The 25,774-nt window shown below is 71.1% G+C and carries 17 protein-coding genes; 9 read left to right on the top strand and 8 right to left on the bottom strand.

Features of this window, described 5'->3' with window-relative positions; genetic code table 11:
* Both cobS and cobT read left to right on the top strand, forming a co-directional pair.
* A complete protein-coding gene (gene cobS, locus FO470_RS17725; RefSeq protein ID WP_144344309.1) occupies positions 1 to 987 on the top strand; it encodes a cobaltochelatase subunit CobS in 987 nt (328 codons plus the stop codon).
* Positions 988 to 1,063: 76 nt separating this feature from the next.
* Complete coding sequence (gene cobT, locus FO470_RS17720) at positions 1,064 to 3,010, top strand: cobaltochelatase subunit CobT (protein WP_144344308.1); 1,947 nt, start codon at positions 1,064 to 1,066, stop codon at positions 3,008 to 3,010.
* Between the two features lie 596 nt (positions 3,011 to 3,606).
* Here cobT and FO470_RS17715 read toward each other — a convergent pair.
* From FO470_RS17715 to hemC, 4 genes are all read right to left on the bottom strand, one after another.
* Complete coding sequence (locus tag FO470_RS17715; protein WP_144344307.1) at positions 3,607 to 5,229, bottom strand: heme biosynthesis protein HemY; 1,623 nt, start codon at positions 5,227 to 5,229, stop codon at positions 3,607 to 3,609.
* On the bottom strand, positions 5,226 to 6,581 hold the full coding sequence (locus tag FO470_RS17710; RefSeq protein WP_144344306.1) for a COG4223 family protein: 1,356 nt from the start codon (positions 6,579 to 6,581) through the stop codon (positions 5,226 to 5,228). Before FO470_RS17710 ends, FO470_RS17715 begins: the two co-directional genes overlap by 4 nt.
* A gap of 95 nt (positions 6,582 to 6,676) precedes the next feature.
* Positions 6,677 to 7,399: a uroporphyrinogen-III synthase gene (locus FO470_RS17705; protein ID WP_246659628.1), complete on the bottom strand. Its 723-nt coding sequence runs from the start codon at positions 7,397 to 7,399 to the stop codon at positions 6,677 to 6,679.
* Positions 7,400 to 7,409: 10 nt separating this feature from the next.
* Positions 7,410 to 8,345, bottom strand: a complete 936-nt coding sequence (gene hemC / locus FO470_RS17700; protein WP_144344305.1) for a hydroxymethylbilane synthase — start codon at positions 8,343 to 8,345, stop codon at positions 7,410 to 7,412.
* A gap of 62 nt (positions 8,346 to 8,407) precedes the next feature.
* On the opposite strand from hemC, the gene tsaD reads away from it, so the two are divergent.
* From tsaD to FO470_RS17670, 6 genes are all read left to right on the top strand, one after another.
* A complete protein-coding gene (gene tsaD, locus FO470_RS17695) occupies positions 8,408 to 9,514 on the top strand; it encodes a tRNA (adenosine(37)-N6)-threonylcarbamoyltransferase complex transferase subunit TsaD (protein ID WP_246659627.1) in 1,107 nt (368 codons plus the stop codon).
* Complete coding sequence (locus FO470_RS17690) at positions 9,514 to 10,503, top strand: NAD(P)H-dependent glycerol-3-phosphate dehydrogenase (RefSeq protein WP_144344304.1); 990 nt, start codon at positions 9,514 to 9,516, stop codon at positions 10,501 to 10,503. The genes tsaD and FO470_RS17690 overlap by 1 nt, the downstream gene beginning before the upstream one ends.
* Before the next feature lie 220 nt (positions 10,504 to 10,723).
* Complete coding sequence (locus tag FO470_RS17685) at positions 10,724 to 11,143, top strand: EVE domain-containing protein (protein WP_144344303.1); 420 nt, start codon at positions 10,724 to 10,726, stop codon at positions 11,141 to 11,143.
* Complete coding sequence (locus FO470_RS17680) at positions 11,140 to 11,850, top strand: class I SAM-dependent methyltransferase (protein ID WP_144344302.1); 711 nt, start codon at positions 11,140 to 11,142, stop codon at positions 11,848 to 11,850. The genes FO470_RS17685 and FO470_RS17680 overlap by 4 nt, the downstream gene beginning before the upstream one ends.
* A 124-nt stretch (positions 11,851 to 11,974) precedes the next feature.
* Entirely contained in the window at positions 11,975 to 13,933 is a 1,959-nt protein-coding gene (acs, locus tag FO470_RS17675; protein WP_144344301.1) for an acetate--CoA ligase, read from the top strand.
* Between the two features lie 58 nt (positions 13,934 to 13,991).
* A complete protein-coding gene (locus tag FO470_RS17670) occupies positions 13,992 to 14,903 on the top strand; it encodes an agmatinase (protein ID WP_144344300.1) in 912 nt (303 codons plus the stop codon).
* Positions 14,904 to 14,954: 51 nt separating this feature from the next.
* On the opposite strand, the gene FO470_RS17665 is transcribed toward FO470_RS17670, so the two are convergent.
* On the bottom strand, positions 14,955 to 19,823 hold the full coding sequence (locus FO470_RS17665) for an NAD-glutamate dehydrogenase (protein ID WP_144344414.1): 4,869 nt from the start codon (positions 19,821 to 19,823) through the stop codon (positions 14,955 to 14,957).
* 252 nt (positions 19,824 to 20,075) lie between these two features.
* Between FO470_RS17665 and FO470_RS17660 the strand changes: the two genes are divergently transcribed.
* Positions 20,076 to 20,756 carry an OmpW/AlkL family protein gene (locus FO470_RS17660; protein WP_418655067.1) on the top strand — a complete coding sequence of 227 codons (681 nt, stop codon included), beginning with the start codon at positions 20,076 to 20,078 and terminating at the stop codon, positions 20,754 to 20,756.
* Between the two features lie 78 nt (positions 20,757 to 20,834).
* On the opposite strand, the gene purH is transcribed toward FO470_RS17660, so the two are convergent.
* The 3 genes from purH to rsmB all read right to left on the bottom strand — a co-directional run bounded on the left by purH (position 20,835) and on the right by rsmB (position 25,748).
* Positions 20,835 to 22,466 carry a bifunctional phosphoribosylaminoimidazolecarboxamide formyltransferase/IMP cyclohydrolase gene (purH, locus tag FO470_RS17655; protein WP_144344299.1) on the bottom strand — a complete coding sequence of 544 codons (1,632 nt, stop codon included), beginning with the start codon at positions 22,464 to 22,466 and terminating at the stop codon, positions 20,835 to 20,837.
* Positions 22,467 to 22,583: 117 nt separating this feature from the next.
* Entirely contained in the window at positions 22,584 to 24,302 is a 1,719-nt protein-coding gene (locus tag FO470_RS17650; protein WP_144344298.1) for a heparinase II/III family protein, read from the bottom strand.
* Between the two features lie 108 nt (positions 24,303 to 24,410).
* On the bottom strand, positions 24,411 to 25,748 hold the full coding sequence (gene rsmB / locus FO470_RS17645; protein WP_144344297.1) for a 16S rRNA (cytosine(967)-C(5))-methyltransferase RsmB: 1,338 nt from the start codon (positions 25,746 to 25,748) through the stop codon (positions 24,411 to 24,413).
* Positions 25,749 to 25,774 lie beyond the last annotated feature (26 nt).

Here is a 25,774-nt window from a genome sequence, read left to right as displayed (position 1 = left end):
ATGACTGCCCCGCTCACGCAAGCGCCCGCTCTGCCGGACATGAAGGTCTCCGTCCGTCAGGTGTTCGGCATCGATGTGGATCTCGAGGTTCCGGCCTATGCCGAACCGGACGAGTACGTGCCGGAGGTCGATCCGGACTATCTGTTCGACCGTCCGACCACCCTCGCCATCCTCGCCGGCTTCGCCCATAACCGCCGCGTGATGGTCACCGGCTATCATGGCACCGGCAAGTCGAGCCACATCGAGCAGGTCGCGGCCCGCCTCAACTGGCCCTGCGTGCGCGTCAACCTCGACAGCCACATCAGCCGCATCGACCTGATCGGCAAGGACGCCATCGTGGTGAAGGAGGGCCTGCAGGTCACCGAGTTCCGCGACGGCATCCTGCCCTGGGCCTACCAGAACAACGTCGCGCTGGTGTTCGACGAGTACGACGCCGGCCGCCCGGACGTGATGTTCGTGATCCAGCGCGTGCTGGAGAGCGCCGGCCGCCTGACGCTGCTCGACCAGAACCGCGTCATCCGCCCGCACGGCGCCTTCCGCCTGTTCGCCACCGCCAACACCATCGGCCTCGGCGACACGACGGGCCTCTATCACGGCACCCAGCAGATCAACCAGGCGCAGATGGACCGCTGGTCCATCGTCACCACGCTGAACTATCTGGCCCACGACAAGGAAGTCGACATCGTCCTCTCCAAGGCGAAGCACTTCCAGACCGAGGGCGGCCGCGACACCGTCGCCCGCATGGTGCGCCTCGCCGACCTCACCCGCCAGGCGTTCATCAACGGCGACCTGTCGACGGTCATGAGCCCGCGCACGGTGATCACCTGGGCGGAGAACGCCGAGATCTTCCAGGACCTCGCCTTCTCCTTCCGCGTGACCTTCCTCAACAAGTGCGACGAGCTGGAGCGCCCGCTGGTGGCCGAGTTCTACCAGCGCTGCTTCGGCAAGGAGCTGACCGAGTCGGCCGTCAACGTCGTGCTTTCCTGAGCGACGTCCCCCTCTCTCCGCCCGACCGGCCGCGCCGGATCGGGCGGGGGAGCGATGCCAACATTCAAGGCTTGCCATGTCCACCTCGAACCGCACCACCCGCACCCCGCCGAAGGAAGCCCCGACCGAGCCGCTCAAGCGCGCCGTCACCGGCTGCCTGCGCGCCATCGCGGGCAATCGCGAGATCGACGTGACCTTCGGTGCCGAGAAGCCCGGCTATGCGGACGGGCGCGCGCGCCTGCCCGAGCCCTCGCGCCGCATGTCGAAGCAGGATGCCGCCATCATGCGCGGCCACGCCGATTCCATGGCGCTGCGCATGGCCTGCCACGACCCCAAGGTGCACCAGCGCCTCGTGCCCATGGGCCAGCAGGCCCGCGCCGCCTTCGACGCCGCCGAGCAGACCCGCTGCGAGTCGCTCGGCGCGCTGCGCATGGACGGCGTGGCGCTCAACCTGTCGGCCATGCTGGAGGACCGCTACCAGAAGGCCAATTTCGCCAATCTCGCCGACCGCTCGGACGCCCCGCTGGAGCACGCGCTCTCGCTCATCCTGCGCGAGCGCATGACCGGTATGGCCCCGCCCGCCGCCGCCCGCGAGATGGTCAATCTCTGGCGCGGCTTCATCGAGGAGCACGGCTCCTCGGCGCTGGACGAGCTCTCCCATTCCGCCGACGACCAGTCGCGCTTCGCAGAAGCCATGCGCGACCTGCTCTCCTCGCTCGGCATGGGCGAGGACATCGCCCCCTTCGACGAGAACAACGACCCCTCCACCGAGGCCGACGACACCCGCGACGACGATTCCGGCAAGGGCAGCGACGCCGAGGAGGAGGAGAACGCCGAGGGCCAGACCGAGGTCGACACCGACCTCTCCTCCGACCAGAATCCGGAGGAGTCCGAGGAGCAGCAGGAGCAGCCCAACTCCGAGCTCTCCGATGATGCGGAGCTGGGCGAATCCGACGACAGCTCCGAGCCCTGGCGCCCGCAGAACGCCGTTCCCGCCGAGCCGCGCCCGCCGGAGTACCACCCCTTCACCCCGCGCTTCGACGAGACGGTGAACGCCGACGAATTGTGCGACCCGGAGGAGCTGGCGCGGCTGCGCGCCTATCTCGACAAGCAGCTCGTGCATCTGTCCGGCGTCGTCGCGCGCCTCGCCAACCGGCTGCAGCGCCGCCTGATGGCGCAGCAGAACCGCGGCTGGGAGTTCGACCTCGAGGAGGGCATGCTCGATCCCGCGCGCCTGCACCGCATCATCACCGACCCGATGCAGCCGCTCTCCTTCAAGCGTGAGCGCGACACCGACTTCCGCGACACGGTGGTGACGCTGCTGCTGGACAATTCCGGCTCCATGCGCGGCCGGCCCATCACCGTCGCCGCCGCCTGCGCCGACATCCTCGCCCGGACGCTGGAGCGCTGCGGCGTGAAGGTCGAGATCCTCGGCTTCACCACCAAGGCGTGGAAGGGCGGGCAGGCACGCGAGGCGTGGCTCTCCGCCGGCAAGCCGGGCGCGCCCGGCCGGCTGAACGACCTCCGACACATCATCTACAAGGCCGCCGACGCGCCGTGGCGGCGCGCCCGGCGCAATCTCGGCCTGATGATGCGCGAGGGCCTGCTGAAGGAGAACATCGATGGCGAGGCGCTCGACTGGGCGCACAACCGGCTGCTGGCGCGCAATGAATCGCGCCGCATCCTGATGATGATCTCCGACGGCGCGCCGGTGGACGATTCCACCCTGTCGGTGAACCCCGGCAACTATCTGGAACGCCATCTGCGCTGGGTAATCCAGCAGATCGAGGACAAGTCCCCGGTCGAGCTGATCGCCATCGGCATCGGCCACGACGTGACCCGCTACTACAAGCGCGCCGTCACCATCGTGGACGCCGAGGAGCTGGGCGGCGCCATGACCGAGAAGCTGGCCGAGCTGTTCGACGAGCGCCCCCCGCGGGCGCCCGCCGGTCATCCCGGCGCCCGCACCCGCGCCGCCTCCCGCCCCGCCCCCGTCGCCCTGCCAACCCGGCAGGTGCATTGAGGGAACGACCTCGCTCCCTCTCCCCATCGGGGAAAGGGCTGGGGGTGTGGGGCCTTCGACGCCTCGTGAGAAGCCTGCGTCGCCCCATGAGGAGCCTTCGCCGCTCCGCAGCATGCGCCCCTCTCCCGCCGCTGCGCAGCGACCTCTCCCCCACAGGGAGAGGTCGAAGGGCCGCCTCCGTCATCCCGGATCCGCCGACCGTCCCGAAATCGCCATCCGAACGGCACCGCCGTCATGGCCGGGTTCGTCCCGGCCATCCACGTCTTCCACCCCGGCCGTGAACACGATGCCACCGCGCGCCCGGAATGACGTCGCGGCGGCAAAATCCGCACCCGCCCCTTGAAATGCCGTTCCGGCTGCCTAGATATGCTTCAACCCAGCCAGAACAGGGCTTCCGGTATGTTGGCGCTTCGTCAGCGCCTCGCCGGACGGAACACGGTCAGGACGGATGTACTCCGACCGTGTTCTTTCCCTCCGGCCGCCTGACGAGCGGCCGGCCTCTGGCGGGGACCCGAACCTGGAAGCAGCGCGCCGTCACGGCGCGCTTTTTTTTTGCGCCCGCCGCCGCGCGCCTCAACGCCGCGCGCGGTCGCCCTTCAGATGCCGAAGGGCGGGCGCGAGCGGCCGATGGTCTCGTCCGGATAGGCATCCTCGGGGCCGGGATCGTCCGGCAGATGCGGCATCGCCACCACCGGCGTCACGATGGCCGCCGTCGCGGGCCTCGGCCGCACCGGCTCCGGCTTCACGAAGTCAGCCTTCGGAAGATCGGCCTTGGGGGGCTCGCCCTTCTCGGCTTCCGGCGCGAGGCTCGGGGCATGCTCCGGCTCGGTCAGGTCGACCACCGGCCCGGAGGCCGGCTCCACCGCCGGGCGGCTCTCGATGGCGGCGGCGATCGCCGCCTTCACCCGCTCGGCCTCGTTCTCCAGCATCGGCGTCGTCGCGACGCCGGGCGGCAGCTTCCATTCGAAGGCGTCGAGACGGCCCGTCACCGGCGAGACCGGCGCCCAGCGGTCGGCGACCACGCCGTCCGCCACCCAGGCCGGGTCGCGCTGCGCCCGCACCGCGCGGGCGGTCCATTCGCGCGCCTTGCCCACATCACCGTTCTCGGCGGCTTCCAGCTCCGCCATCAGCAGGCAGGCACGCTGCGTCGGGTCGCCCAGCAGCGGCGCCAGCGCCGTGCGCGCCACGTCGAAATCCTGCGCGTCGATCGCCGCGCGGGCGAGCGCCATGGCGCTTTCCGGGTGGCCCGGCATGCGCGCGGTCAGGGTGCGGATGCGCTTCAGCCGCTCGCGCGAGGCATCGCCGGGCCGCAGGTGCAGATAGGCGTCGGCAAGGTCGGGATGCGGGGTGGCGGCATAGGCCGCCTCGATGATCTTGGCGGCCTTGCGCGCGTCGCCCGCCGCGCCGAGCAGCCGGCCGGCGACCTCGGCGGCCGGCACCAGCGTCGGCGCGAGGCGGGTCGCCTCCACCGCCTTCTCGCGTGCGGTCACAGGGTCGGAAAGTTCCACCGCCTGCGCCTGCGCGGCGAGCAGCACCGCCCGCCGGCGGCGATGCGCCGCCCGGTCGAGCCCGCCATGCGCGGCCTCGCGCTCCAGCATGGCCAGCGCCCCGGCGAAATCGCCATTGAGGCAGCGCGCCTCGATCACCGCGTCCGCCGCCCAGGCAAGGCCGGGCTCGTGGCGCGCGGCTTCCTCCGCCGCCAGCAGGGCGGCGCCGGCATCGCCGCGCCGGCGCGCCTCCACATGCAGGCCGCGCAGGCCCAGCAGGCGCGTGCCGGGCGCCTCGGTCATCGAGCGGAAGGCCGCTTCCGCGCCCACCGCATCGCCGGAAAGCTGCGCCGCCTGCGCGGCGAGAAGCTGGGTCAGCGGCTCGCGGCCGAGCAGCCGCTCGGCGTCGTTGGCCGCCCGGCGGGCGCCCACCGCGTCGCCGGAGCCGACCGCCACGAGGCCGCGCGACACCGCCGTCCAGCCCCGGTTGCGGCGCCGGGCGCGCCAGGAAAAGGCGATCAGGTCGGGCGAGCGGACGATCATGCGCAGCGCCGTCCAGATCAGGATGGTTGCCGCCAGCAGCGCCAGCAGCGCGCTCGCCGCGACGAGGATGCTGGTCTCGATCTGCCAGCCCTGCCAGTCGATCGTCACCGAGCCGGGACGGTCCGCCAGCCAGGCGACGCCGAAGGCGATGAGGGAAAGGACGAGCAGATAGACGACGAGCCGTATCACTGGGCGCCTCCCCCGAGCGTGGCGAGCACATGCTGGTCGATCCCGGCGATGGCGTCGAGCGCCGCCTGCCGGGCGTCGAGAACGGCGATAACCGGCTGGGCCGCCGCGCGCTCCGTCTCCGGCAGCGCCGCGAGCGCCGCCTTGGCACCGGCGAAATCGCCCCGCGCCAGCGCGGCTTCCGCCCGGGCGAGGCCGGGCGAGGCCGCCGCGTCGTCCGAGCGCCGCACGCTGACGAGGCCCTGCGCGCTGCGCATCAGCCGCTCGACCACGCCGCCCTCCGCCGTGGCGGGAGCGGGAGCGGTCTCGGCCGGAGCGGTCGCCGTCTTCAGCCGCGCGGCCAGAGCCGACGCGGACGGAAAGCCTTCCGCCGCCGCCGGCTCAAGCGTCGCGAGTGGCGCCCCCTCGGCGCCGAGCAGCGCCCGCGAGGCCTTGAGTTCCATGGCGAAGGGCCGCCCACTCGCCACCGCGTCGCGCAGCGCGCGCAGGGCCACGAGCTGGGCCGCTCCCTGCCCGCTCGCCTTCTGGGCGGTGGCGACGGCGTCGAGCCTCTCCTCCAACGCGGCGATGCGCGAACGGGCGGCGTCGAGATCGGCCGGAGACGCGGCCGGCGGCGGCACGACCGGCGCGGGGATCGCCGTCACCCGGCCTTCCAGCGCGCCGACACGGTTCGCCAGCCCCGCGACATCCTCCACCGAGACGGCGGCGGTCGGCGCCGCGCCCTCGGCGGGCGCCGGGGCGGGCAGCGTCTCGACCTTGCGGCCGAGCGCGTCGAGCCCGCTCTCCAGCGCATCGAGCCGCGTCGCCAGTTCCTGCGGGGCGGAAGCGTCCAGCGCCGAGGCCTCCCCGGCACGGGACTCCAGCACCTCGACGCGCTGGCGCAGATCGAGCGCGCGCGCCTCCAGCTCGGTGATGGCATCGACATTCTGATCGGCGCCGTAAAAGGCGGAGACGAGGGCGAAGGCCACCGCCCCGCCGATCACGCCCGAAACCAGCCCGGCGACGATGCCGCCGATCAGCCCGAGCCGGCGCTCCGGCCGGGGTTCCGGCGCGGCGTCGCCAGGTCGGCCATTCTGCGTCTCCGGCTCGGCTTCCACATCCAGCACCGGCACGTCCCCGGCGGCGGAAGCCGCGTCACCCGGGGTGCTTTCGGCGGAGGCGCTTTCAGCGGGCACACCGCCATCATCGGCCGGCTTCGCGTTCTCGCCGGGCAGCGGCTCGGCGGTGGCCGCGTCGTCGGAGACCGGCGTCACATCCTTGGCGGAAAGGTCGAGGGTCGGCGGCGCGCGGCGCGAGGGCTTGCCGCCGGTTCCCGCCTTGTCCTTCGCGCCGCTGGTCGGATCGTCTTTCGCCACGTGCTTACCTCTGCCGTCATAAAGCGCCGGGCCGCCCCTGGTTCCCGGATAGACCGCCTGTCCCCCGCCCGCAACCTCGGGAGAGCCCCCATGTTTTACCGGCCAAGCAGCGCGAACAAGCCCTCTTCGGTCGGCTCGGCGGCGACCCGGGTCGGCCAGCCGGCCGCCTTCAGCGGCGCCGCCACATTGGCCGAGAAGCACAGATGCTCGATATGGCGGAAATGCGCCGCCGCCCCGGCCTCGTTCGCCCGCGCGGCGAGCGTCGCGGCGGTGCGCGGGGAGAAATGGAAGGCGGCGTCGATCCGCCCCGCCGCCGCCGCCGCGAGCGTGTCCGCCGCCAGTCCCGCCGCCGGTACCGCGCGGTAGATCACGAAGAGTTCGGTGGAAATGCCGTCGCCCGCCAGCGCCGCGCCGAGATCGATGGCCCGGTCCTCGCCGGCCACATAGAGCAGGCGTGCCCCGCGTGGCAGCTCGGCCCGCAGCAGCGCCGCCAGCGACACGCCGTCCCCGCCGGCCACATGCACATCGGCGAAGCCTCCCGGCGCCGCCGCCGCCGTGCGCCGCCCGACCGCGTAGAGCGGCAGGCCGGCGAGCGCCGTCCGCTCCGGCCGAGCCTCCAGCAACCGAGCCCCCAGCAGCCGCGCGCCGTTCACGCTGGTCAGCGCCACCGCGTCGAAACGCCCCTCCGGCAGGCGGGCGTCAGGGATCGGCTCGACGGCCAGCATCGGATCGACGATCGCCTGATGCCCCGCGGCGGCGAGCCGCGCGGCGGTGGCCTCGGCGTCCGGCCGCGGCCGCGTCACCAGAACCCGCATCATCGCACCCGCATCACGTCCCGCTCGGGATCAGCTCGGGCGGCACCATGGCGCGCATCTCCTGCCCGGCGGCGATGCCGAGCTCCAGCGCCCGCGAGGTCGAGCCGTAGCGCACGATCTCGTAATAGCGCGTGCCGTCCGGCGACAGCACCGCGCCGCGGAAGCGGATCTCGTCGCCGATCACCTCCGCCAGCCCGCCGATCGGCGTGCGGCAGGAGCCGTCCAGCTCGCCCAGATAGGCGCGCTCCACCCGCACCGCGAGCCCGGTCGCCGGGCACACCACGGGCACGATCAGCGCGTCGACGGCGATGTCGCCGAAGCGGGTCTCGATGGCGACCGCCCCCTGCCCCACCGCCGGCAGGAAGTCGGTCACGTCCAGCACCGCGCTCGCCTTGTCCGCGAGGCCCAGCCGGGTCAGCCCGGCGAGCGCCAGCAGCGTGCCGTCGAATTCGCCGCTCTCCACCTTGCCGAGCCGCGTGTGCACATTGCCGCGCAGCAGCGAGACCTGGAGGTCCGGCCGCACCCGGCGCAGCTGCGCTTCCCGGCGCAGCGAGGCGGTGCCGATCTTCGCGCCCGGCGGCAGGTCGCGCAGCGAGGAGCCCTCGCGCAGGATCAGCGCGTCGCGCACATCCGCGCGCGGCAGGTAGCCGACGAGGTGCAGCCCGTCGGGCAGGCGCGTCGCCATGTCCTTGGCCGAATGCACGGCGAGATCGATTCGCCGGTCCAGCAGCGCCTCTTCCAGCTCCTTGGTGAAAAGCCCCTTGCCGCCGGCCTGCGCCAGCGCGCGATCGGTGATGGCGTCGCCGGTGGTGCGGATCACCTGCACCTCGACCGCCTCCTGCGGCCAGCCATGCGCCTTCACGAGGGCATCGCGCACCGCATGGGCCTGCCAGAGCGCCAGCGGGCTGCCGCGCGTGCCGAGCCGGAGTTTGGGAAGCGATTGCGTCATGCGGTCCTGCGGTGCTAGCGGTTCGGTGCAGGTTCAGATCACCGTCCAACCATATAAAGTCAATGAGCGATCTTCTCCTCCTCGGCATCGAGACCACCTGCGACGAAACCGCCGCCGCGGTCGTGCGCCGGCGTGGGGACGGCACGGGCACCATCCTGTCCAACGTGGTGCATTCGCAGACCCAGGACCATGCCGAGTATGGCGGCGTGGTGCCGGAGATCGCCGCCCGCGCCCATGTCGAAATTCTCGATCATGTGATCGAGCGGGCGCTGCGCGCGGCCGGCCTCGGCCTGCCGGAGCTCAGCGGCATCGCCGCCGCCGCCGGCCCGGGGCTCATCGGCGGGGTCATCGTCGGCCTCACCACGGCCAAGGCGCTGGCGCTCGCCGCCCACAAGCCGCTGGTCGCCGTCAACCATCTGGAAGCGCACGCGCTGACCGCCCGGCTGACCGACAAGGTGCCCTTCCCCTTCCTGCTGCTGCTCGTCTCGGGCGGGCACACCCAGCTCGTCGCCGTCACCGGGGTCGGCGAATACACCAAGCTCGGCGGCACCATCGACGACGCCATCGGCGAGGCCTTCGACAAGACCGCGAAGATGCTCGGCCTGCCCTATCCCGGCGGGCCGGCGGTGGAGCGCGCGGCGCTCAAGGGCGATGCCAGCCGCTTCGCCCTGCCGCGCCCGCTGCACGGCAAGCCGGTGCCGGATTTCTCGCTGTCCGGCCTCAAGACCGCCGTGCGGCTGGAGGCGCTGAAGATCGCGCCGCTGGGCGAGGAGGATGTGAACGACCTGTGCGCCTCCTTCCAGGCCGCCGTCGTCGACATCCTCGCCGACCGCGTGCGCTGCGCCCTGCGGGTGATGCGCGAGCGCGGGCTGAAGCCCCACGCCCTCGTGCTCGCCGGCGGCGTCGGCGCCAATCAGGCGGTGCGCCGCGTGCTGCACAAGGTGGCGGCCGATGGCGGCACGCGCCTCGCCGTGCCTCCGCCGGAGCTGTGCACCGACAACGGCGCCATGATCGCCTGGGCGGGCGCCGAGCGCATGGCGCGCGGCCTCGTCGACGGGCTCGACGTCTCCCCCCGCGCCCGCTGGCCGCTGGGCGAGATCGAGAGCGCGGAACGCGGCGCCACGGAGCGCGGTGCCACGGGACCCGGCACCACGGGGCCGGCCGACTGATGCCGGCACGCTTCTCCACCATCGGCGTGGTCGGCGCCGGCGCCTGGGGCACGGCGCTCGCCAACGCCGCCGCCCGCGCCGGGCGCGAGGTCGTGCTGTGGGGCCGCGACGCCGAAGCCGTCGAGGCCATGGCCCGCAGCCGCACCAACCCGGCGCATCTTCCCGGCGTCCGGCTGGCCGATTCCATCACCCTCTCCGCCTCGCTCGCCGCCCTGTCGGGCTGCGACGCGGTGCTGCTGGTCGTGCCGGCTCAGGCGAGCCGCGAGGTCGCCCACGCGCTGGCCCCGCATCTGGCGGCCGGTACCCCGGTCGTCACCTGCGCCAAGGGCATCGAGCGCGGCACCTCGCTGTTCATGACGCAGGTGCTGGCCGAGGCGTGCCCCGGCGCGACGCCCGCCATCCTCTCCGGCCCGAGCTTCGCGGCGGACGTCGCCGCCGGCCTGCCGACCGCCGTCACCCTGGCGGCGCGGGACCTCGGCGTGGCGGAAGGTCTGGCCACCGCCCTCGGCTCGTCCTCGTTCCGGCTCTACCACAGCGACGATGTGCGCGGCGTCGAGATCGGCGGCGCGGCCAAGAACGTGCTCGCCATCGCCGCCGGCATCGTCGGCGGGCGGCAGCTCGGCGCCTCGGCGGGCGCGGCGCTCATCGCGCGCGGCTTCGCCGAGCTGATGCGCTTCGGCAAGGCGTTCGGCGCCCGCACGGAAACGCTGACCGGCCTCTCCGGCCTCGGCGACCTCATCCTCACCTGCTCGACCGCGCAGTCGCGCAACTACGCGCTCGGCCTCAGCCTCGGCCGCAACGAAGGGCTCCACCCCACCGGCAAGCTGGCCGAGGGGGCGCTGACCGCCGCCGTGCTGGTGGCGATGGCGCAGGCGCGGGGCGTCGACATGCCCATCGCCCGCGCCGTCGAGGCGGTGCTGGCCGGGCGCAGCGATATCGAACAGGCGATCGGGTCGCTGCTGGCCCGCCCCCAGAAAGCGGAAGCGTGAGATCAAGATCAGCCTCGTCCTGAGTGCCTGACCCGTAATTCACGACCGGGATGCTTGGAAGTTCATCATGGCCGGGCTTGTCCCGGCCATCCACGCCTTCGGTTCAGCCGGGCACGCGGCAAGTCGCGGTTTCCCGACCCGCGCCCGGGGATGACGGCGATGCCGGGGTAAAATAGGAATGCGAGTCGGCTCCTCACGATGAGGTTCACGAGGATTGGAAATGGCGCACTGGCTCTATAAGTCCGAACCCTTCAAATGGTCCTGGGACCAGCAGGTCGCCGCCGGGGCGAAGGGCACCCACTGGGACGGCGTGCGCAACCATCTCGCCAAGCAGCAGCTTCTCGCCATGAAGACCGGCGACCGTGGTTTCTTCTACCATTCGAACGAGGGCAAGGAGATCGTCGGCATCGTCGAGGTGATCAAGGAAGCCTATCCTGATCCCTCCGACCCGACCGGAAAGTTCGTCATGGTCGACCTCAAGGCGGTCCAGCCGCTGAAGAATCCGGTCTCGCTCGCCGACATCAAGACCGAGCCCCGCCTCGCCGAGATGGCGCTTCTCAAATATTCCCGCCTGTCGGTCCAGCCGGTCACCGACCGGGAATGGGAGATCGTGCTGGAAATGGCCGGCGGCACGCGGTGACGCCGCGCACCGCCGCCGACCCGCACGCCTTCATTCGCGAGCAGACGCGCCTCATCGCGCCGCCGCTGGTGCCGGAGATCCTCCTCCATCTCGCCGAGGAATCGCTGCCCATCTGGCAGCGCACCGAGGAGGAACTGGGCGAGATCGGCCTGCCTCCGCCCTACTGGGCCTTCGCCTGGGCCGGCGGGCAGGCTCTCGCCCGGCATGTTCTTGACCATCCCGAGATCGTGCGCGGCAAGCGCATCCTCGATTTCGCCGCCGGCTCCGGCCTCGTCGGCATCGCCGCCGGCAGGGCGGGCGCGCGGGCGGTCGAGGCGGCGGACATCGATCGCTTCGCGCACGCCGCGATAGCACTCAATGCGACTGAGAACGCTACGCGAAACGCTACTGTCGATGCGACTCCCGGCACAACCTGCGGGATTACCGTCCTCGCCACCGATATCGTGGGGATCGACGGCGGCTGGGACGTGGTGCTGGCGGGCGACATCGCCTATGAGCGGGACCTCGCCGAACGTGTCTTCGCCTGGCTGGAAAGCCTTGCGGCGCGCGGGGCCGATGTGTGGATCGGCGATCCCGGCCGCTCCTATCTGCCGCGCGAGAGGCTGGAGAAAATCGCCGAATACGGCGTGCCGGTCTCGCGCGATCTGGAGGACACGGAGATCAAGCGTACCAGCGTCTGGCGCCCGCGCGGGCGGACCGGCGGCTGATCCGCACGATTACATACCGACCAAAGTCGCGCGCCCACGCGCTTGTCGGCCCTGTGCCGGGTCACCATAATCCGGGCGAAGCAAGAGAGGCGCGTCAGCGCCTGCCTGAAGGGGAAGAAACGCCATGTCCGACAAGATCTACGACGTGCCCGCGGAGTGGGCCAAGCGCGCTTTCCTGGACGATCACGCCTACCGGGCGAAGTACGAGGCGTCCGTGCGCGATCCCGAGGGCTTCTGGGGCGAGGAGGGCAAGCGGATCGAGTGGTTCGAGCCCTACACCATCGTCAAGAACACCTCCTACGCCCCCGGCAACGTCTCGATCAAATGGTTCGAGGACGGCGTGACCAACGTCGCCTGGAACTGCATCGACCGCCATCTGCCCACCCGCGCCGACCAGGTGGCCATCATCTGGGAGGGCGACGACCCCTCGCAGTCGCGCAGCATCACCTATCAAGAGTTGCACGACGAGGTCTGCCGCTTCGCCAACGTGCTGCGCAATCGCAACGTGGAGAAGGGCGACCGAGTCACCATCTACATGCCGATGATCCCCGAGGCGGCGTATGCGATGCTTGCCTGCGCGCGGCTCGGCGCCATCCATTCGGTGGTGTTCGGCGGCTTCTCGCCGGACAGCCTCGCCGGCCGCATCCGCGACTGCGGCTCCAAGGTCATCATCACCACGGACGAAGGCCTGCGCGGCGGGCGCAAGGTGCCGCTGAAGGCCAATGTCGACGCCGCCATCGCCAAGGCGTCCGACGTCGAGGTCGACCATGTGATCGTGGTCAAGCGCACCGGCGGCAGCGTCGACATGAAGCCCGGCCGCGACGTCTGGTACCACGAGGCCGCCGACCTCGTGACCAGCGAATGCCCCGCCGTGCCGGTGGAGGCGGAGCACCCGCTGTTCATCCTCTACACCTCGGGCTCGACCGGCCTGCCCAAGGGCGTGCTGCACACGACGGGCGGCTACCTCGTCTACGCCTCGATGACCCACCAGTACGTGTTCGACTACCACGAGGGCGACGTCTACTGGTGCACCGCCGATATCGGCTGGGTCACGGGCCACAGCTACATCGTCTATGGCCCGCTCGCCAACGGCGCCACCACGCTGATGTTCGAGGGCGTGCCGAACTACCCGACCAACTCCCGCTTCTGGGAAGTGATCGACAAGCACAAGGTCAACATCTTCTACACCGCCCCCACCGCCATCCGCGCGCTGATGCAGGCGGGCGACGAGCCGGTGACCAAGACCTCGCGCGCCTCGCTGCGCCTGCTCGGCTCGGTCGGCGAGCCGATCAACCCGGAGGCGTGGGAGTGGTATCACCGCGTGGTCGGCGAGGAGCGTTGCCCCATCGTCGACACCTGGTGGCAGACGGAGACCGGCGGCATCCTCATCACCCCGCTGCCGGGCGCCACGCGGCTCAAGCCCGGCTCGGCCACACGCCCCTTCTTCGGCGTCATCCCGCAGGTGGTGGACGCCGAGGGCGGCGTTCTGGAAGGCGCCTGCGAGGGCAACCTCGTGATCGCCGACTCGTGGCCCGGCCAGATGCGCACGGTCTACGGCGACCACGAGCGCTTCATGCAGACCTATTTCTCCACCTATCCCGGCAAGTACTTCACCGGCGACGGCTGCCGGCGCGACGCCGATGGCTACTACTGGATCACCGGCCGCGTCGACGACGTGATCAACGTCTCCGGCCACCGCATGGGCACGGCCGAGGTGGAAAGCGCCCTCGTCGCCCATCCCAAGGTCTCGGAAGCCGCCGTGGTCGGCTACCCCCACGACATCAAGGGCCAGGGCATCTATGCCTATGTGACGCTGATGGACGGCGTGGAGCCCTCCGAGGATCTGCGCAAGGAGCTGGTGAACTGGGTGCGGCGGGAGATCGGCCCCATCGCCTCGCCGGACCTCATCCAGTTCGCGCCCGGCCTGCCGAAGACGCGCTCGGGCAAGATCATGCGCCGCATCCTGCGCAAGATCGCCGAGGACGAGTTCGGCAATCTCGGCGACACCTCGACGCTCGCCGACCCGACGGTCGTCGACGACCTGATCTCGCACCGGCAGAACAAGAAGCACGCGGCAGCGTAGCGGACAGGGGGCCGTGCCGCCCCCTGCGCCCGTCGACCCCACGGCCAGACCATCGGGAGTGATCGCCTCGCCTTCCTTTCTCGGCTTTCCTGATCGCCTCTCCGATGGTCGCATGCCTCGTGCGGTGATCTTCGGCGCCGGTCACGGCAGCACCTATCCCGGACAGGACAGCGGCGGCTACGCGTTGGCCGCCGCTGCCGTCCGCGCGGCGAGCCAGGAAGACGCCGGGCTTGTGGAACACTGGGACTTCGATCTCGGCGGCCCGCTGTTCGACGGCGAGCCGGTCTGCTGCATCGACGCCGGCAACGTCCCGACCACGCCGCGCGACAATGCCGGCAATCGAGCCCGGATCGAGGTGAAGACGCGCGAGATCCTGGCCCTGCCGGCCGTTCCGATCCTGCTCGGCGGCGACGATTCCGTGCCCATTCCCTTCCTCGCCGCCTTTGCGGAACACGGGCCGGTCTGGATCCTGCAGATCGACGCCCATATCGACTGGCGCGACGAGGTTCATGGCGAACGCCACGGCTATTCGAGCCCGATGCGGCGGGCGAGCGAAATGGCCCATGTCGCCGGCATCGTGCAGGTCGGGCTGCGCAGCGTCGGCAGCGCGCGACGCCCGGAGATCGAGGCGGCGCGGCGCTACGGCAGCCGCTTCGTGACGGCCCGCGAGATTCACGCGCAGGGCGTCGAAGCCGCCCTGCGGCATATCCCGGAAGACGCGCGGGTCGTCGTCACCCTCGACTGCGACGGCCTCGATCCCGGCATCATGCCGGGCGTGGCGGCGCGCACGCCCGGCGGCCTCACCTACACGCAAGTGATCGACCTGATCGCGGGCCTCGGCCGGCGCGCCCGGATCGCGGGGTTCGATCTCGTCGAGCTTTACCCGCCCGCCGATAGGGACGGCCTGTCGGCCCTCACTGCCTCGCGGGTTCTGGTCAACGTGATCGGCACCATCGCCCGGCAGGCGTGAAGCCTGCATACGGGGAAAGAACCGGGCGAGCCTCAGCCCGCCCGGTCGGCCTCACCCGCGTACCAGATCGCCGATCAGGCTCGCCGCCACCGACAGCTTGGAGACGCTGAGCCCGGACCCGGCGATCTCGTGCACGCCGTTGCGCGCACGCTCCACAACCTCGCCGCGCGCGGCCGCCCAGGCGGCGACACCCTCCGCGCCGGTGCCGTGCGCCTCGATCACCTCGGCGGTGAGGCGGCGCACCGCGATCTCGAAGGCGGCGAGCGCCCGCTCCATGGCGAGCCGGTCGTAATAGTCCGCCACCGAGAGGGTGCGTGCCGCGCCGAGCACGCGGTCGAGCCGGAACAGCAGCGCGACGGCGAAGAAAGTCACCGCCACTTCCGTCAGCGGCGCCTTCGTGCGGTCGGCGATGAGCACGATGTCGGTGGCGCTCTCCACCGCCGAGAGGCGGGCGATCTTGCGGGCCAGCACCTCGGGCACGCCCGCCTGCGTCCACTGCACGACGCGGGCATCGTAGAGGGCACGCGCCTCCTCGGGCAGCAGTTCGCGCACCGGACCGCTCAGCACCTGCTCCACCGGCGCGATGCCGGCCGCGTAATGCGCCACCAGCTCGTCCAGGCTGCGCCGGAGATCGACATTGCGCAGGAACCAGACGGCGCGGTCGAGCAGCATCTCCTGCACCGCGCCGTAGAGGTCGAGCTGTACCGCGCCGGGCACGCGCCCATCCAGCGCATCGATCTCGCCGTTGAGGGCGGTGAGGCCGAAACCGTCGCGCACCACCGCGAAGGCCTTGGCGATCGACTCGATGCCCGCCCCGGTCTCGTCCGCCAGCCGCGCGACGAAGGCGGGGCCGCCATGGTTGATCATGGCGTTGGACAGCCGCGTGGCGATGATGTCGCGCCGCAGCCGGTGCCCCTCGATGCCCTCGGGGAAGCGCTCGCGCAGTTCCGCCGGGAAATAGGCCGCGAGTTCGCGCGCGAGATAGGGGTCGTCCGGCACGCCGGTGTCGAGCAGGTCGGCATGGGCGGTGAGCTTGGCATAGGCCAGCAGCACCGCGAGTTCCGGCCGCGTGAGCCCCTCCCCGCGCCCGCGCCGCTCGTTGATCTCGGCGTCGGCAGGCAGGAACTCGACCACCCGGTCGAGCAGCCCGCGCGCCTCCAGCCGCTGCATCAGCCGCTGCAGGAAGCCCAGTTCGTCCAGGCTGTGCCGCTCGGCCAGCGACAGCGCGAGCGTCTGCAGGTAGTTGTTGCGCAGCACCAGCCCGGCCACCTCGTCGGTCATGCCGGCGAGAAGCTGCGCGCGGCTCTGCGGGTCGAGCCGTCCCTCGCGCAGCGCCGGGCCCATGGCGATCTTGATGTTCACCTCGACGTCGGAGGTGTTCACGCCGGCCGAGTTGTCGATGGCGTCGGTATTGAGCCGCACGCCACGGCGCGCCGCCTCGATGCGCCCGCGCTGGGTAACGCCGAGATTGGCGCCCTCGCCGATCACCTTGGCCCGCACCTCGCCGCCGGTGATGCGGATGGCATCATTGGCGCGGTCGCCCACCTGCGCGTCGGTCTCGCCCGAGGCGCGCACATAGGTGCCGATGCCGCCGAACCAGAGCAGGTCCACCGGCGCGCGCAGGATGGCGCTGATCACTTCCGCCGGCGAAGCGGCGTTCTTGTCGAAGCCGAGGGCCGCGCGCACCTCCGGGCTGAGCGGAATGCTCTTGGCCGAGCGCGGGAACACCCCGCCGCCGGCCGAGATTAGCGACTTGTCGTAATCCTGCCAGCTCGAACGCGGCAGGGAGAACAGCCGCTGCCGCTCGCGGAACGACAGCTCCGGATCCGGGTTCGGATCGAGGAAGACGTCGCGGTGGTCGAAGGCGGCGACCAGCCTGATCGTGTTCTCCAGCAGCATGCCGTTGCCGAACACGTCGCCCGACATATCGCCGACGCCGACCACGGCGAAAGGCGTCACGCGGATGTCGGTGTCCAGCTCGCGGAAGTGCCGGCGCACCGCCTCCCAGGCGCCGCGCGCGGTAATGCCCATCGCCTTGTGGTCGTAGCCGACCGAGCCGCCCGAGGCGAAGGCGTCGTCCAGCCAGAAGCCGCGCTCCTGCGACAGCGCGTTGGCGGTGTCGGAGAAGGTCGCCGTGCCCTTGTCGGCGGCGACGACGAGATAGGGGTCGTCCTCGTCATGGCGCACGGTCAGCGCCGGATGCACCGTCTCGCCGCCCTCGATATCGTCGGTGACGTCGAGCAGGCTGGAGACGAAGAGCTTGTAGGCCGCCACGCCTTCCGCCTGGATCGCCTCGCGCGGGCCGGCGGGAAGCTGCGCGGGCACGAAGCCGCCCTTGGCGCCCACCGGCACGATGACCGCGTTCTTCACCTGCTGCGCCTTGACGAGACCCAGCACCTCCGTGCGGAAATCCTGCGGTCGGTCGGACCAGCGCAGGCCGCCGCGCGCCACCCGGCCGAAGCGCAGGTGGATGCCCTCCACGCGCGGCGAATGGACGAAGATCTCGAACAGCGGACGCGGCAGCGGCAGACCCTCCACCTTGTGGCTGAGGAACTTGATGGCGACCGTCGGCCGGTGCCCGCCCTCACTGCCCTGCTGGTAGAAATTGGTGCGCACGGCCGCTTCGACGAGATTGGCGAAGCGGCGCAGGATGCGGTCCTCGTCGAGGCTCTGCACATCGACCAGCGCCGTCTCGATTTCCTCGCGGATCGCCGCCTGCCGCTCGTCGCGATGCTCGGCATGGGCGGGATCGAAGCGGGCGTGGAACAGCGCCACCAGCTTCTGCACGATGGCCGGATGGGCGTTAAGCGTCGCCCACAGATAGTCCTGGCTGAACGGGATGCCGACCTGGCGCAGATAGCGGGCGAGCGTGCGCAGCAGCACGATGTCGCGCCAGCCGAGCTGGGCGCTCAGCACCAGCGCGTTGAAGCCGTCGCTCTCGCCATGGCCGCGCAGCACCGCCATCAGCGTCGCGTGCAGGCGCGCCTCCAGCGTGTCGAGGGCGATGGGACCGCCGCCCCGCCGCGCCAGCACCATGTCGTGCACATAGACCGGCGCGCCGTCTTCCGGCCGCACCGTGAAGGTGCGCTCGTCGATGACGATGAAGCCCATGGCCTCCAGCAGCGGCACGCGCTCGGAGAGCAGGCGCGGCACCTCGTAGCTGAGCACCTTCAGCCCCACGCGGTCGGGCTCGCGCAGCGCGGGCGCGCGGAAATCCGCCGCCACCGGGCTTTCCGGCCCCAGACGCTCGATGAGCCGCACATCGGCCGCCGCTTCTTCCGGCGTGTAGCTCGACTGGAAGCCGGCCGGGAACGCCTCGCCGTAGCGCTGGAGCAGACCGCTCGCGACGTTCGCCGGGAAGGCGGCGGCGACGGCTTCGCTGAAACCGTCGCCCCAGGTGCGGATGATGTCGGAGATACCCGCCTCGAGCGTGGCGCGGTCGACCTTCGGCATCGCGCCCGGATCGCGCTCGATGATGAAGTGAACGCGCGTCAGCGGCCCGTCCATGAACAGCGGCCGGAAGGTCGCGACCTGGCCGCCGAAGCTCTCCGCCAGCAGGTCGCCGATGCGCTCGCGCACCTCCGACCCGTAGCGGTCGCGCGGCACGAAGACGAGCACGGAGACGAAGCGGTCGAAACGCTCGTTGAGCGCCAGGACGCGCACGCGCGGATGCTCGTCGAGCTGGAGGATGGCCAGCGCGAACTGGAAGAGCAGGTTGGTGTCGATCTGGAACAGGTCGTCGCGCGGATAGGTCTCCAGCACCTTCACCAGCGCCCGGCCGGAATGGCTGTCGGGCGCGAAGCCGGCGCGCGCCAGCACGCCCGCCGCCTTCCGGCGCAGCATCGGAATGGTGTGCACGGAGCTCGTATAGGCGGTGGCGGTGAACAGGCCGGCGATGCACAGGCCGCCGATGACCTGCCCCTGCTCGTCATAGCGCTTGATCAGCACCACATCGATCCACACGCGCCGGTGCACCCTGGAGACCATGCGCGACTTGGTGACGAGCAACGGGCTGGGATCGGCGAGCACCTCGCGCAGGTCGGCGCTCACGCTGCGCGTGTCGTCGGTGCGACGGAACAGGCGGAAATCCTCGTCCGCCAGCAGGCCGAAGGCATTCTCCATACGCCGCTCGAACTGCGGCATCCCCGCCGGGCCACCGGCCGCCTGATAGTGACGGCAGCCGAGGAAGGTGAAACGCCCGTCGAGGAGCCATTCCAGGAAAGCGACCGCTTCGTCGCGGTCCTCCTGCGGCACCGGCGCGCGCGACAGATTGGCGACGGCATCGCGCAGTTGCCCCATCATCGGCTGCCAGTCATGGACGGCCGTACGCACCTGATCGAGCACGAGGGTGAGCTCGTCGACGAGCGCCGCACGCCGACCCTCGTCCTCGATGCGCGGCACGTGGATATGGATGAAGCTTTCCCGGTGCGGGCGGATACCGGCCGCCGCCTCGCCGGTCATCGTCCCCCGCGCCTCGCTTGCCGCGACCGCCAGCAGGGCCCCTGCCCCGTCGCGCTCCACGGCGAGAATCGGGTGCACGACAAAACTCGCCGTGAGCCCCTGCGCGGTCAGCGTCGCCATGACGGAATCGAGCAGGAACGGCATGTCGTCATTGACGATCTCGACGACCGACACCCGTCCCAACCGCTCGCCGCCCTCCACCGCGTGGGGCTGCACGATGCGGATGTCGAAACGGCCCGGCTGCCGGGCCGCGAGATGGCCATAGGCGAGCCCGGCCAGGCTGGCGAGCTCGTGGGCGGTGTAGACCCGGGCGTCCTCGGCCACCGCCCGGCCGAACAGCAAGCTGGCGAAATGAGGCGGCGCGTGAGCGTCCGTCGCCCCAAGGACAAGATCGGCCTGTTCGACCAGCTTGCGCGCGACGCGCTCGTCTTCGCTGGCGAAGAACCCTTCGACACCCATAGCCATCCCCGATTTCCGTCACCCTGCCGCATGGTCCGCGATGCACCTGCGCATCGTTCTCCTGCGCGGCTTTTCAAGCGGTGGTTTCTCTACCACCTGTCTGTTGCTGTCATGTCACAGCCGCTGAAGACTAGCCGGCCCTTGATTTCGATCAAGCTCGTCGATGCCCCCGCGCCCCACTGATAACCCATGTCCCGCTCACGGGGGCTTGGGGATTCAAGGGGTTTGGGCATGCCGATGCATCGATCAGCCATCAATCAACTCTCTGCGCTCGCAGCGCTTTTCGCACTGGCCGCGCCGCTCGCCAGTGCGCCGGCCATGGCCGCGGACGTCGCCGCCGCGCCGGTCTACAAGGCGCCGCCGCCGGTCGAGGAGCAGAGCCCGTGGCAGATTCGCGTCCGCCTGCTCGGGGTGATTCCCGATGACGGGGGCAAGGTGCACGGCGTTCAGGGCTCGGATCTCGATTATTCGAGCTCCGTCGTGCCCGAGCTCGACATCACCTACTACTTCACGAAGAACTGGGCGGCCGAACTCATCCTCGGCGTGACGCCCCACGACATCGACGGCGCCGGCACGATCTCGAATCTCGGCAAGATCGGCGAAGTCTGGCTGCTGCCGCCGACGCTGACCCTGCAGTACCACTTCACCGATTTCGGCGCCTTCAAGCCCTATATCGGCGCCGGCATCAACTACACCTTCTTCTTCGACCAGAAGGCCGCCGCCGCCGACGCGCTGGACGTGAAGGACACGTTCGGCTGGGCGCTGCAGGTCGGCTTCGACTACATGCTCGACGAGCACTGGGGCATCAACGTCGACCTCAAGAAGCTCTTCCTGCAGCCGGACTTCGACGTCACCGTCGCCGGCCAGAAGCTCACCGGCAAGGCCGATCTCGATCCGTGGATCGTCGGTCTCGGCGTGACCTACCGCTTCTGAGCCACGCGAAAGCCGTTACAAAAGCAAAGGGCCGGCATCCGCCGGCCCTTTTTCGTATCGCGCCCGGAACGCCGCGACTCAGTGGCGGAAATGGCGCACGCCGGTGAACACCATGGCGATGCCCGCCTCGTCCGCCGCCGCGATCACGTCGTTGTCGCGGATCGAGCCGCCCGGCTGGATCACGGCGGTCGCCCCGGCCTCGATGGCGGTGATGAGCCCGTCGGAGAAGGGGAAGAAGGCGTCGGACGCCACGACGCTGCCCTTGGTCAGCGGCTCGGCGAGGCCGGCCGTCGCCGCCGCGTCGCGCGCCTTGTGGGCGGCGATGCGCGCCGAATCCACCCGGCTCATCTGCCCCGCGCCGATGCCGACCGTGGCGAGGTCCTTCGCATAGACGATGGCGTTCGACTTCACGTGCTTCACCACGCGGAAGGCGAAGGCGAGGTCCGCCAGTTCCTTGGCCGTCGGCGCGCGCTTGGTGACGACCTTCAGCGCCATGTCGTCCACCACCGCATTGTCGCGCGACTGCACGAGATAGCCGCCGGCCAGCGACTTCACCGCGAGCCCCGGACCGCGCGGATCCGGCAGCGCGCCGGTGACGAGCAGGCGCAGGTTCTTCTTGGCGCCGACGATCGCCGCGGCTTCCTCGGTGGCGTCGGGCGCCACGATCACCTCGGTGAAGATCTCGACGATGGCGCGGGCGGCATCCGCATCGAGCGTGCGGTTGAGCGCCACGATGCCGCCGAAGGCAGAGGTCGGGTCGCAGGCCAGCGCCTTGCGATAGGCCTCGACCAGCGTCGCGCCCTCCGCCACGCCGCACGGATTGGCATGCTTGACGATCACCACCGCCGGGGCGCGGGCCGGGTCGAATTCGGCCACCGCCTCGAAGGCGGCATCGGTGTCGTTGAGGTTGTTGTAGGAGAGCGCCTTGCCCTGAAGCTGGCGCGCCGTGGCGACGCCCGGACGGGCCGCGCCGCCGACATAGAAGGCGGCCTGCTGGTGCGGGTTCTCGCCATAGCGCAGCGCTTCCGCGAGGCGGCCGCCGAACACGCGGCTCTGCGGCGCCGCGACCTCCTCCGCCTTGGCCTCGGCTTCCTTGGCCGCAGCTTCCTTGGCTTCGACCTCGGCGAACCAGCTCGCGATCGCCCCGTCATAGGTGGCGGTGCGGGCATAGGCGAGCTGCGCCAGCTTGCGGCGCGTCACCAGCGTGGTGCCGCCCTTCTCCTCGATCTCGGCGAGGACCGTCTCATAGCTCGAGGAATCGACGATGACCGCGACATCGGCGTGGTTCTTCGCCGCCGCGCGGATCATCGCGGGGCCGCCAATGTCGATGTTCTCGACGCAATCGTCATATCCGGCGCCGCGCGCCACCGTCGCCTCGAAGGGATAGAGGTTCACCACCACCAGGTCGATCGGGCTGATGCCGTGCTCCTGCATCGAGGCGCGGTGGGCGGCGTCGTCGCGAACGGCGAGAATGCCGCCATGCACGGCGGGGTGCAGCGTCTTCACCCGCCCGTCCATCATCTCGGGAAAGCCGGTCAGGTCGGCGACGTCCAGCACCTTCAGCCCCGCCTCGGCGAGCGCCTTGCGCGTCCCCCCCGTCGAGACGAGTTCGATCCCCTTGGCGGCAAGCCGCTGGGCGAACGCCACGAGGCCGGTCTTGTCGGAGACCGAAAGCAGGGCGCGGGCGATGGGGCGGACGTCAGCGGGCATGGGAATGGCCAATGTGTTGCAGCGAGGAATGGCCGCCGCCCTATCACGTCTCGGCCCCGGCGTGAACCGCCGCAGGGGGCAAGGCTGGCCTGCGCATGCGGCTCCGTGGCGCCGGAATCAGTCGCGCAGCGCCTTCAGGCGGACAAAGGTCCACTCGATCCGCGGCACGTCCCGCGCCTGTCCGGAAATGACGATCTGCTCGGTGCGGCGCGGGCCGGCACCGCCGGCGAGGAAGATGCTCTCCTCGATCACCACCGTGCTGCCGGGCGCGGTGAACGCCCAGTCGTCGCCATCCGGCAGCTTGAGGATCACGGTCTGCCCGTCCGACGCCCGCGACGGCTCCACGGAAGGGTGCAGGTGGAAGCGGATGGCGTAGCGGCCCGGCTGATCGGCGGGAAACTCCTCGCCCTGCGCCACGCGGAAAAGGTCCTCGCCGTCGACGCGCATGCCGTCCGGCGACAGGCGCCAGGAGCGCTGGTGCACGATGCCGAAACGCGCCGCATAGCCGTCATGGCTGGCGCGCAGCACATCGGCCCCGCCGCGCTCGCCGCGATCCACATGGATGTCGGTCGGCCCGCCCAGCACCGGCGTTCCGCACAGCCGCGCCAGCGCCCCGCCGGCCACAAAGCGGCAGGACGAGGTGTCCTCGACCACGGCGGTGGAATGCGCCGCCGTCTGCCGCGCGACCGAGCGCCACTCGTCGCGGCCCGTGGCCGGCAGGCCGCAATTGACCACGATGCGGTGCCGGCCCGCCGACAGCTCGAAGGACAGGCAGCCGGCATGCGCCTCGAGGCTCATGGAAATGGGCGGCGGCGCGCCGGTGTCGGCGATCACCACCGTGCCCCCCGCTTCCATGCGCTGGTAGCCGGAATAGGGCGCGTTGGAGACCGGGCGGCCGCGCGCATCGTCATAGGCGAGCACCGTGGCGAGCGCGTCCGCCGGCGTCGGTCCCATGCCGTTGAACAGCGCGAACGCGCCGTCGACATGCCGGAAGAAGCGCAGCATCGGCATCATCCGGTCGATGGCGTTCATCAGCGCCTGTGGCGGCGGCACATGGCGCGCGCTGAAGCACTGGCGCAGCGGCAAGAGATCGAGCAGCAGCTCGATCAGCATGCCGGGATTGCGGCTGGCATGGCCGCCATCGCCGAGAATCTGCCGCTCGATCTCGTCGACGAGGCGCTTCTGCGCCGTCTTCATCAGCCGCGCCTGATCGGCCATGCACAGGCTGGCGAAGGCGAGCGCCAGCGCGCAGGTGAGGCGCGGCCGGCCGTCGGGCGCGTTGGGCCCGACGCTCTTGATGTAGCGCACCTGCGCGGTGAGGCTGCGGATGAACCGGCGATGGAAGCCGGGATCGGCGTCCTGCAGGATGAGCGGCGACTGGCTCAGCCAGCTCATCACCCGCCGCGCCGCGACCTCCGGCGAGGAGGCCTGCGGCAGGCGGTGGCCGCGAATGGTGATCCAGTCCCCGACCAGCGCCCGCGCATGCGCCCGCGCGATCGGCGAGGCAGCGGCCTGCAGATGCCGCAGCCAGCCGAACGAATAGAGCTCGCGCGCCCATTCCGCCGAGGGCGGCTCCATCTCGAACGGCGAGGAGCCGTCGGTGAGCACCAGCTTGCCGGCGAAGGAGAACCGCCCGGCATAAAGCTCCCCCGCGCGGGCCGGGTCGCCGGTGCGCAGGTCGTGCGGGGCGAACATCAGGCGGGACGGCACCGGCACGGAAGCCGTGCGCCAGGGGAACCACGGGTGCGCCATGGCGCGTGCCACGAGGCTGTTCCAGCCGGTTTCGCTCGCGAACAGCGCCAGACGGGCGCGGTCCGCGTAGATCTCGCGGGCCATCAGCGCCTCAGTTCTTCTCGACGCGATGGGGAATCACCCTTCGCCATGCGGGGAGCTTAGCGGAGCCGCCGGTCACGTCCAGCCGCGCGCGGGAGCGCTTGTGGATGCTCATTTCCGGCGCAGGCGCGCAGCGAAGAAGCCGTCGAGGCCGGCAAAGCGCGCATCGGCGTCGGGCAGGTGAGTCGGCAGCGTGCGGACCTCGCCGGCGGCGTTGATCCATTCGGGCGCGATGCCGCATTCGCCGGGCGTCACCGGCTCGCGGACGAAATCGGTGTGCCGGGCGAGAAAGGCCTCCACCTGCCGCTCGCCCTCCTCCGGCTCCAGCGAGCAGGTGGAATAGACCAGCCGCCCGCCCGGCTTCACCAGACGCGCGGCGTGGGCGAGGATGCGCGACTGCAGATCGGCGAGGCTGGCGATGTCCGCCGGCACCTTGGTCCAGGCAACGTCCGGATGGCGGCGGATGGTGCCCGTCGCCGAGCAGGGAGCGTCGATCAGCACGCCGTCGAACGGACCGCCGCGCCAGTTCGTGGCGTCCGCCTCGACGATGTCCGCCGTAAGGCCCAGGCGCGTCAGATTCTGCCGCAGCCGCCTGAGGCGGGGCGCCGAACGGTCGAGCGCCACCACCTCGGCGCCGGTGACGGCGAGCTGGGCGGTCTTGCCGCCCGGCGCGGCGCAGAGATCCGCGACGCGCTGCCCCTCCCCGGCGTGCAGCAGCCGCGCCGGCAGCGCCGCCGCCGCGTCCTGCACCCACCACGCCCCCTCGGCGAAGCCCGGCAGCGCGGTGACGTTGCCGGCATCGACGAGGCGGATGCTCCCGGTCGGCAGCAGCCGGCCGCCGAGCTTCTCGGCCCAGCCGGCGGCGTCCTCCTTCGCCGTGACGTCGAGCGGCGCCTCCGCCGCGAGCGCCCGCGAGATCGCCTCGGCCGCCTCCCCGCCATAAGCCCCCGCCCAGCCCTCGACCATCCAGGTCGGCTGGTCCGGCACGTCCGGCAGCACGGCGCGCCCCTCGCGGGCGATCCGCCTGAGCACGGCGTTCACCAGCCCCTTGAAGCCGGCCGTTCCCGGATTCTCGCCGGCGAGGGCGACGCTGGTGCCCACCGCCGCATGGTCCGGCACATCCATGAACAGGATCTGCGCCGCGCCGATGACGAGCAGCGTCTCGACGCGCCGCGCCTTGTCCGGCACGCCGCGCTCCAGCAGCGTGCGCAGCAGCGCCCGCAGGCTGCCGAGCCGGCGCAGCGCGGTGGCGGCGATCATGCGGGTGAGCGCCCGGTCGCGCTCGTCGAGATCGCGCGTCAGCCGTTCGAGGCTTTCCTCCAGCGGCCGCCCCTTCTCCAGCACGGTGTCGACGGCGTCGGCCGCGGCGCGGCGGGCGGCGAGGCCCGGCGTGTCCGGCGCAGGGGCGGGAGCCTTCGGGCGACGGGAGGAATGCGGAGCATCTTTCATCTCGCATGCCACTAGGCCCGCACGTC

The sequence above is a fragment of the Ancylobacter moscoviensis genome (assembly GCF_007559435.1).
GTDB classification, from domain to species: Bacteria; Pseudomonadota; Alphaproteobacteria; order Rhizobiales; family Xanthobacteraceae; genus Ancylobacter; species Ancylobacter moscoviensis.
The sequence above is the reverse complement of the archived record's forward strand: the minus strand, read 5'-3'. Positions and strand labels throughout refer to the sequence as shown.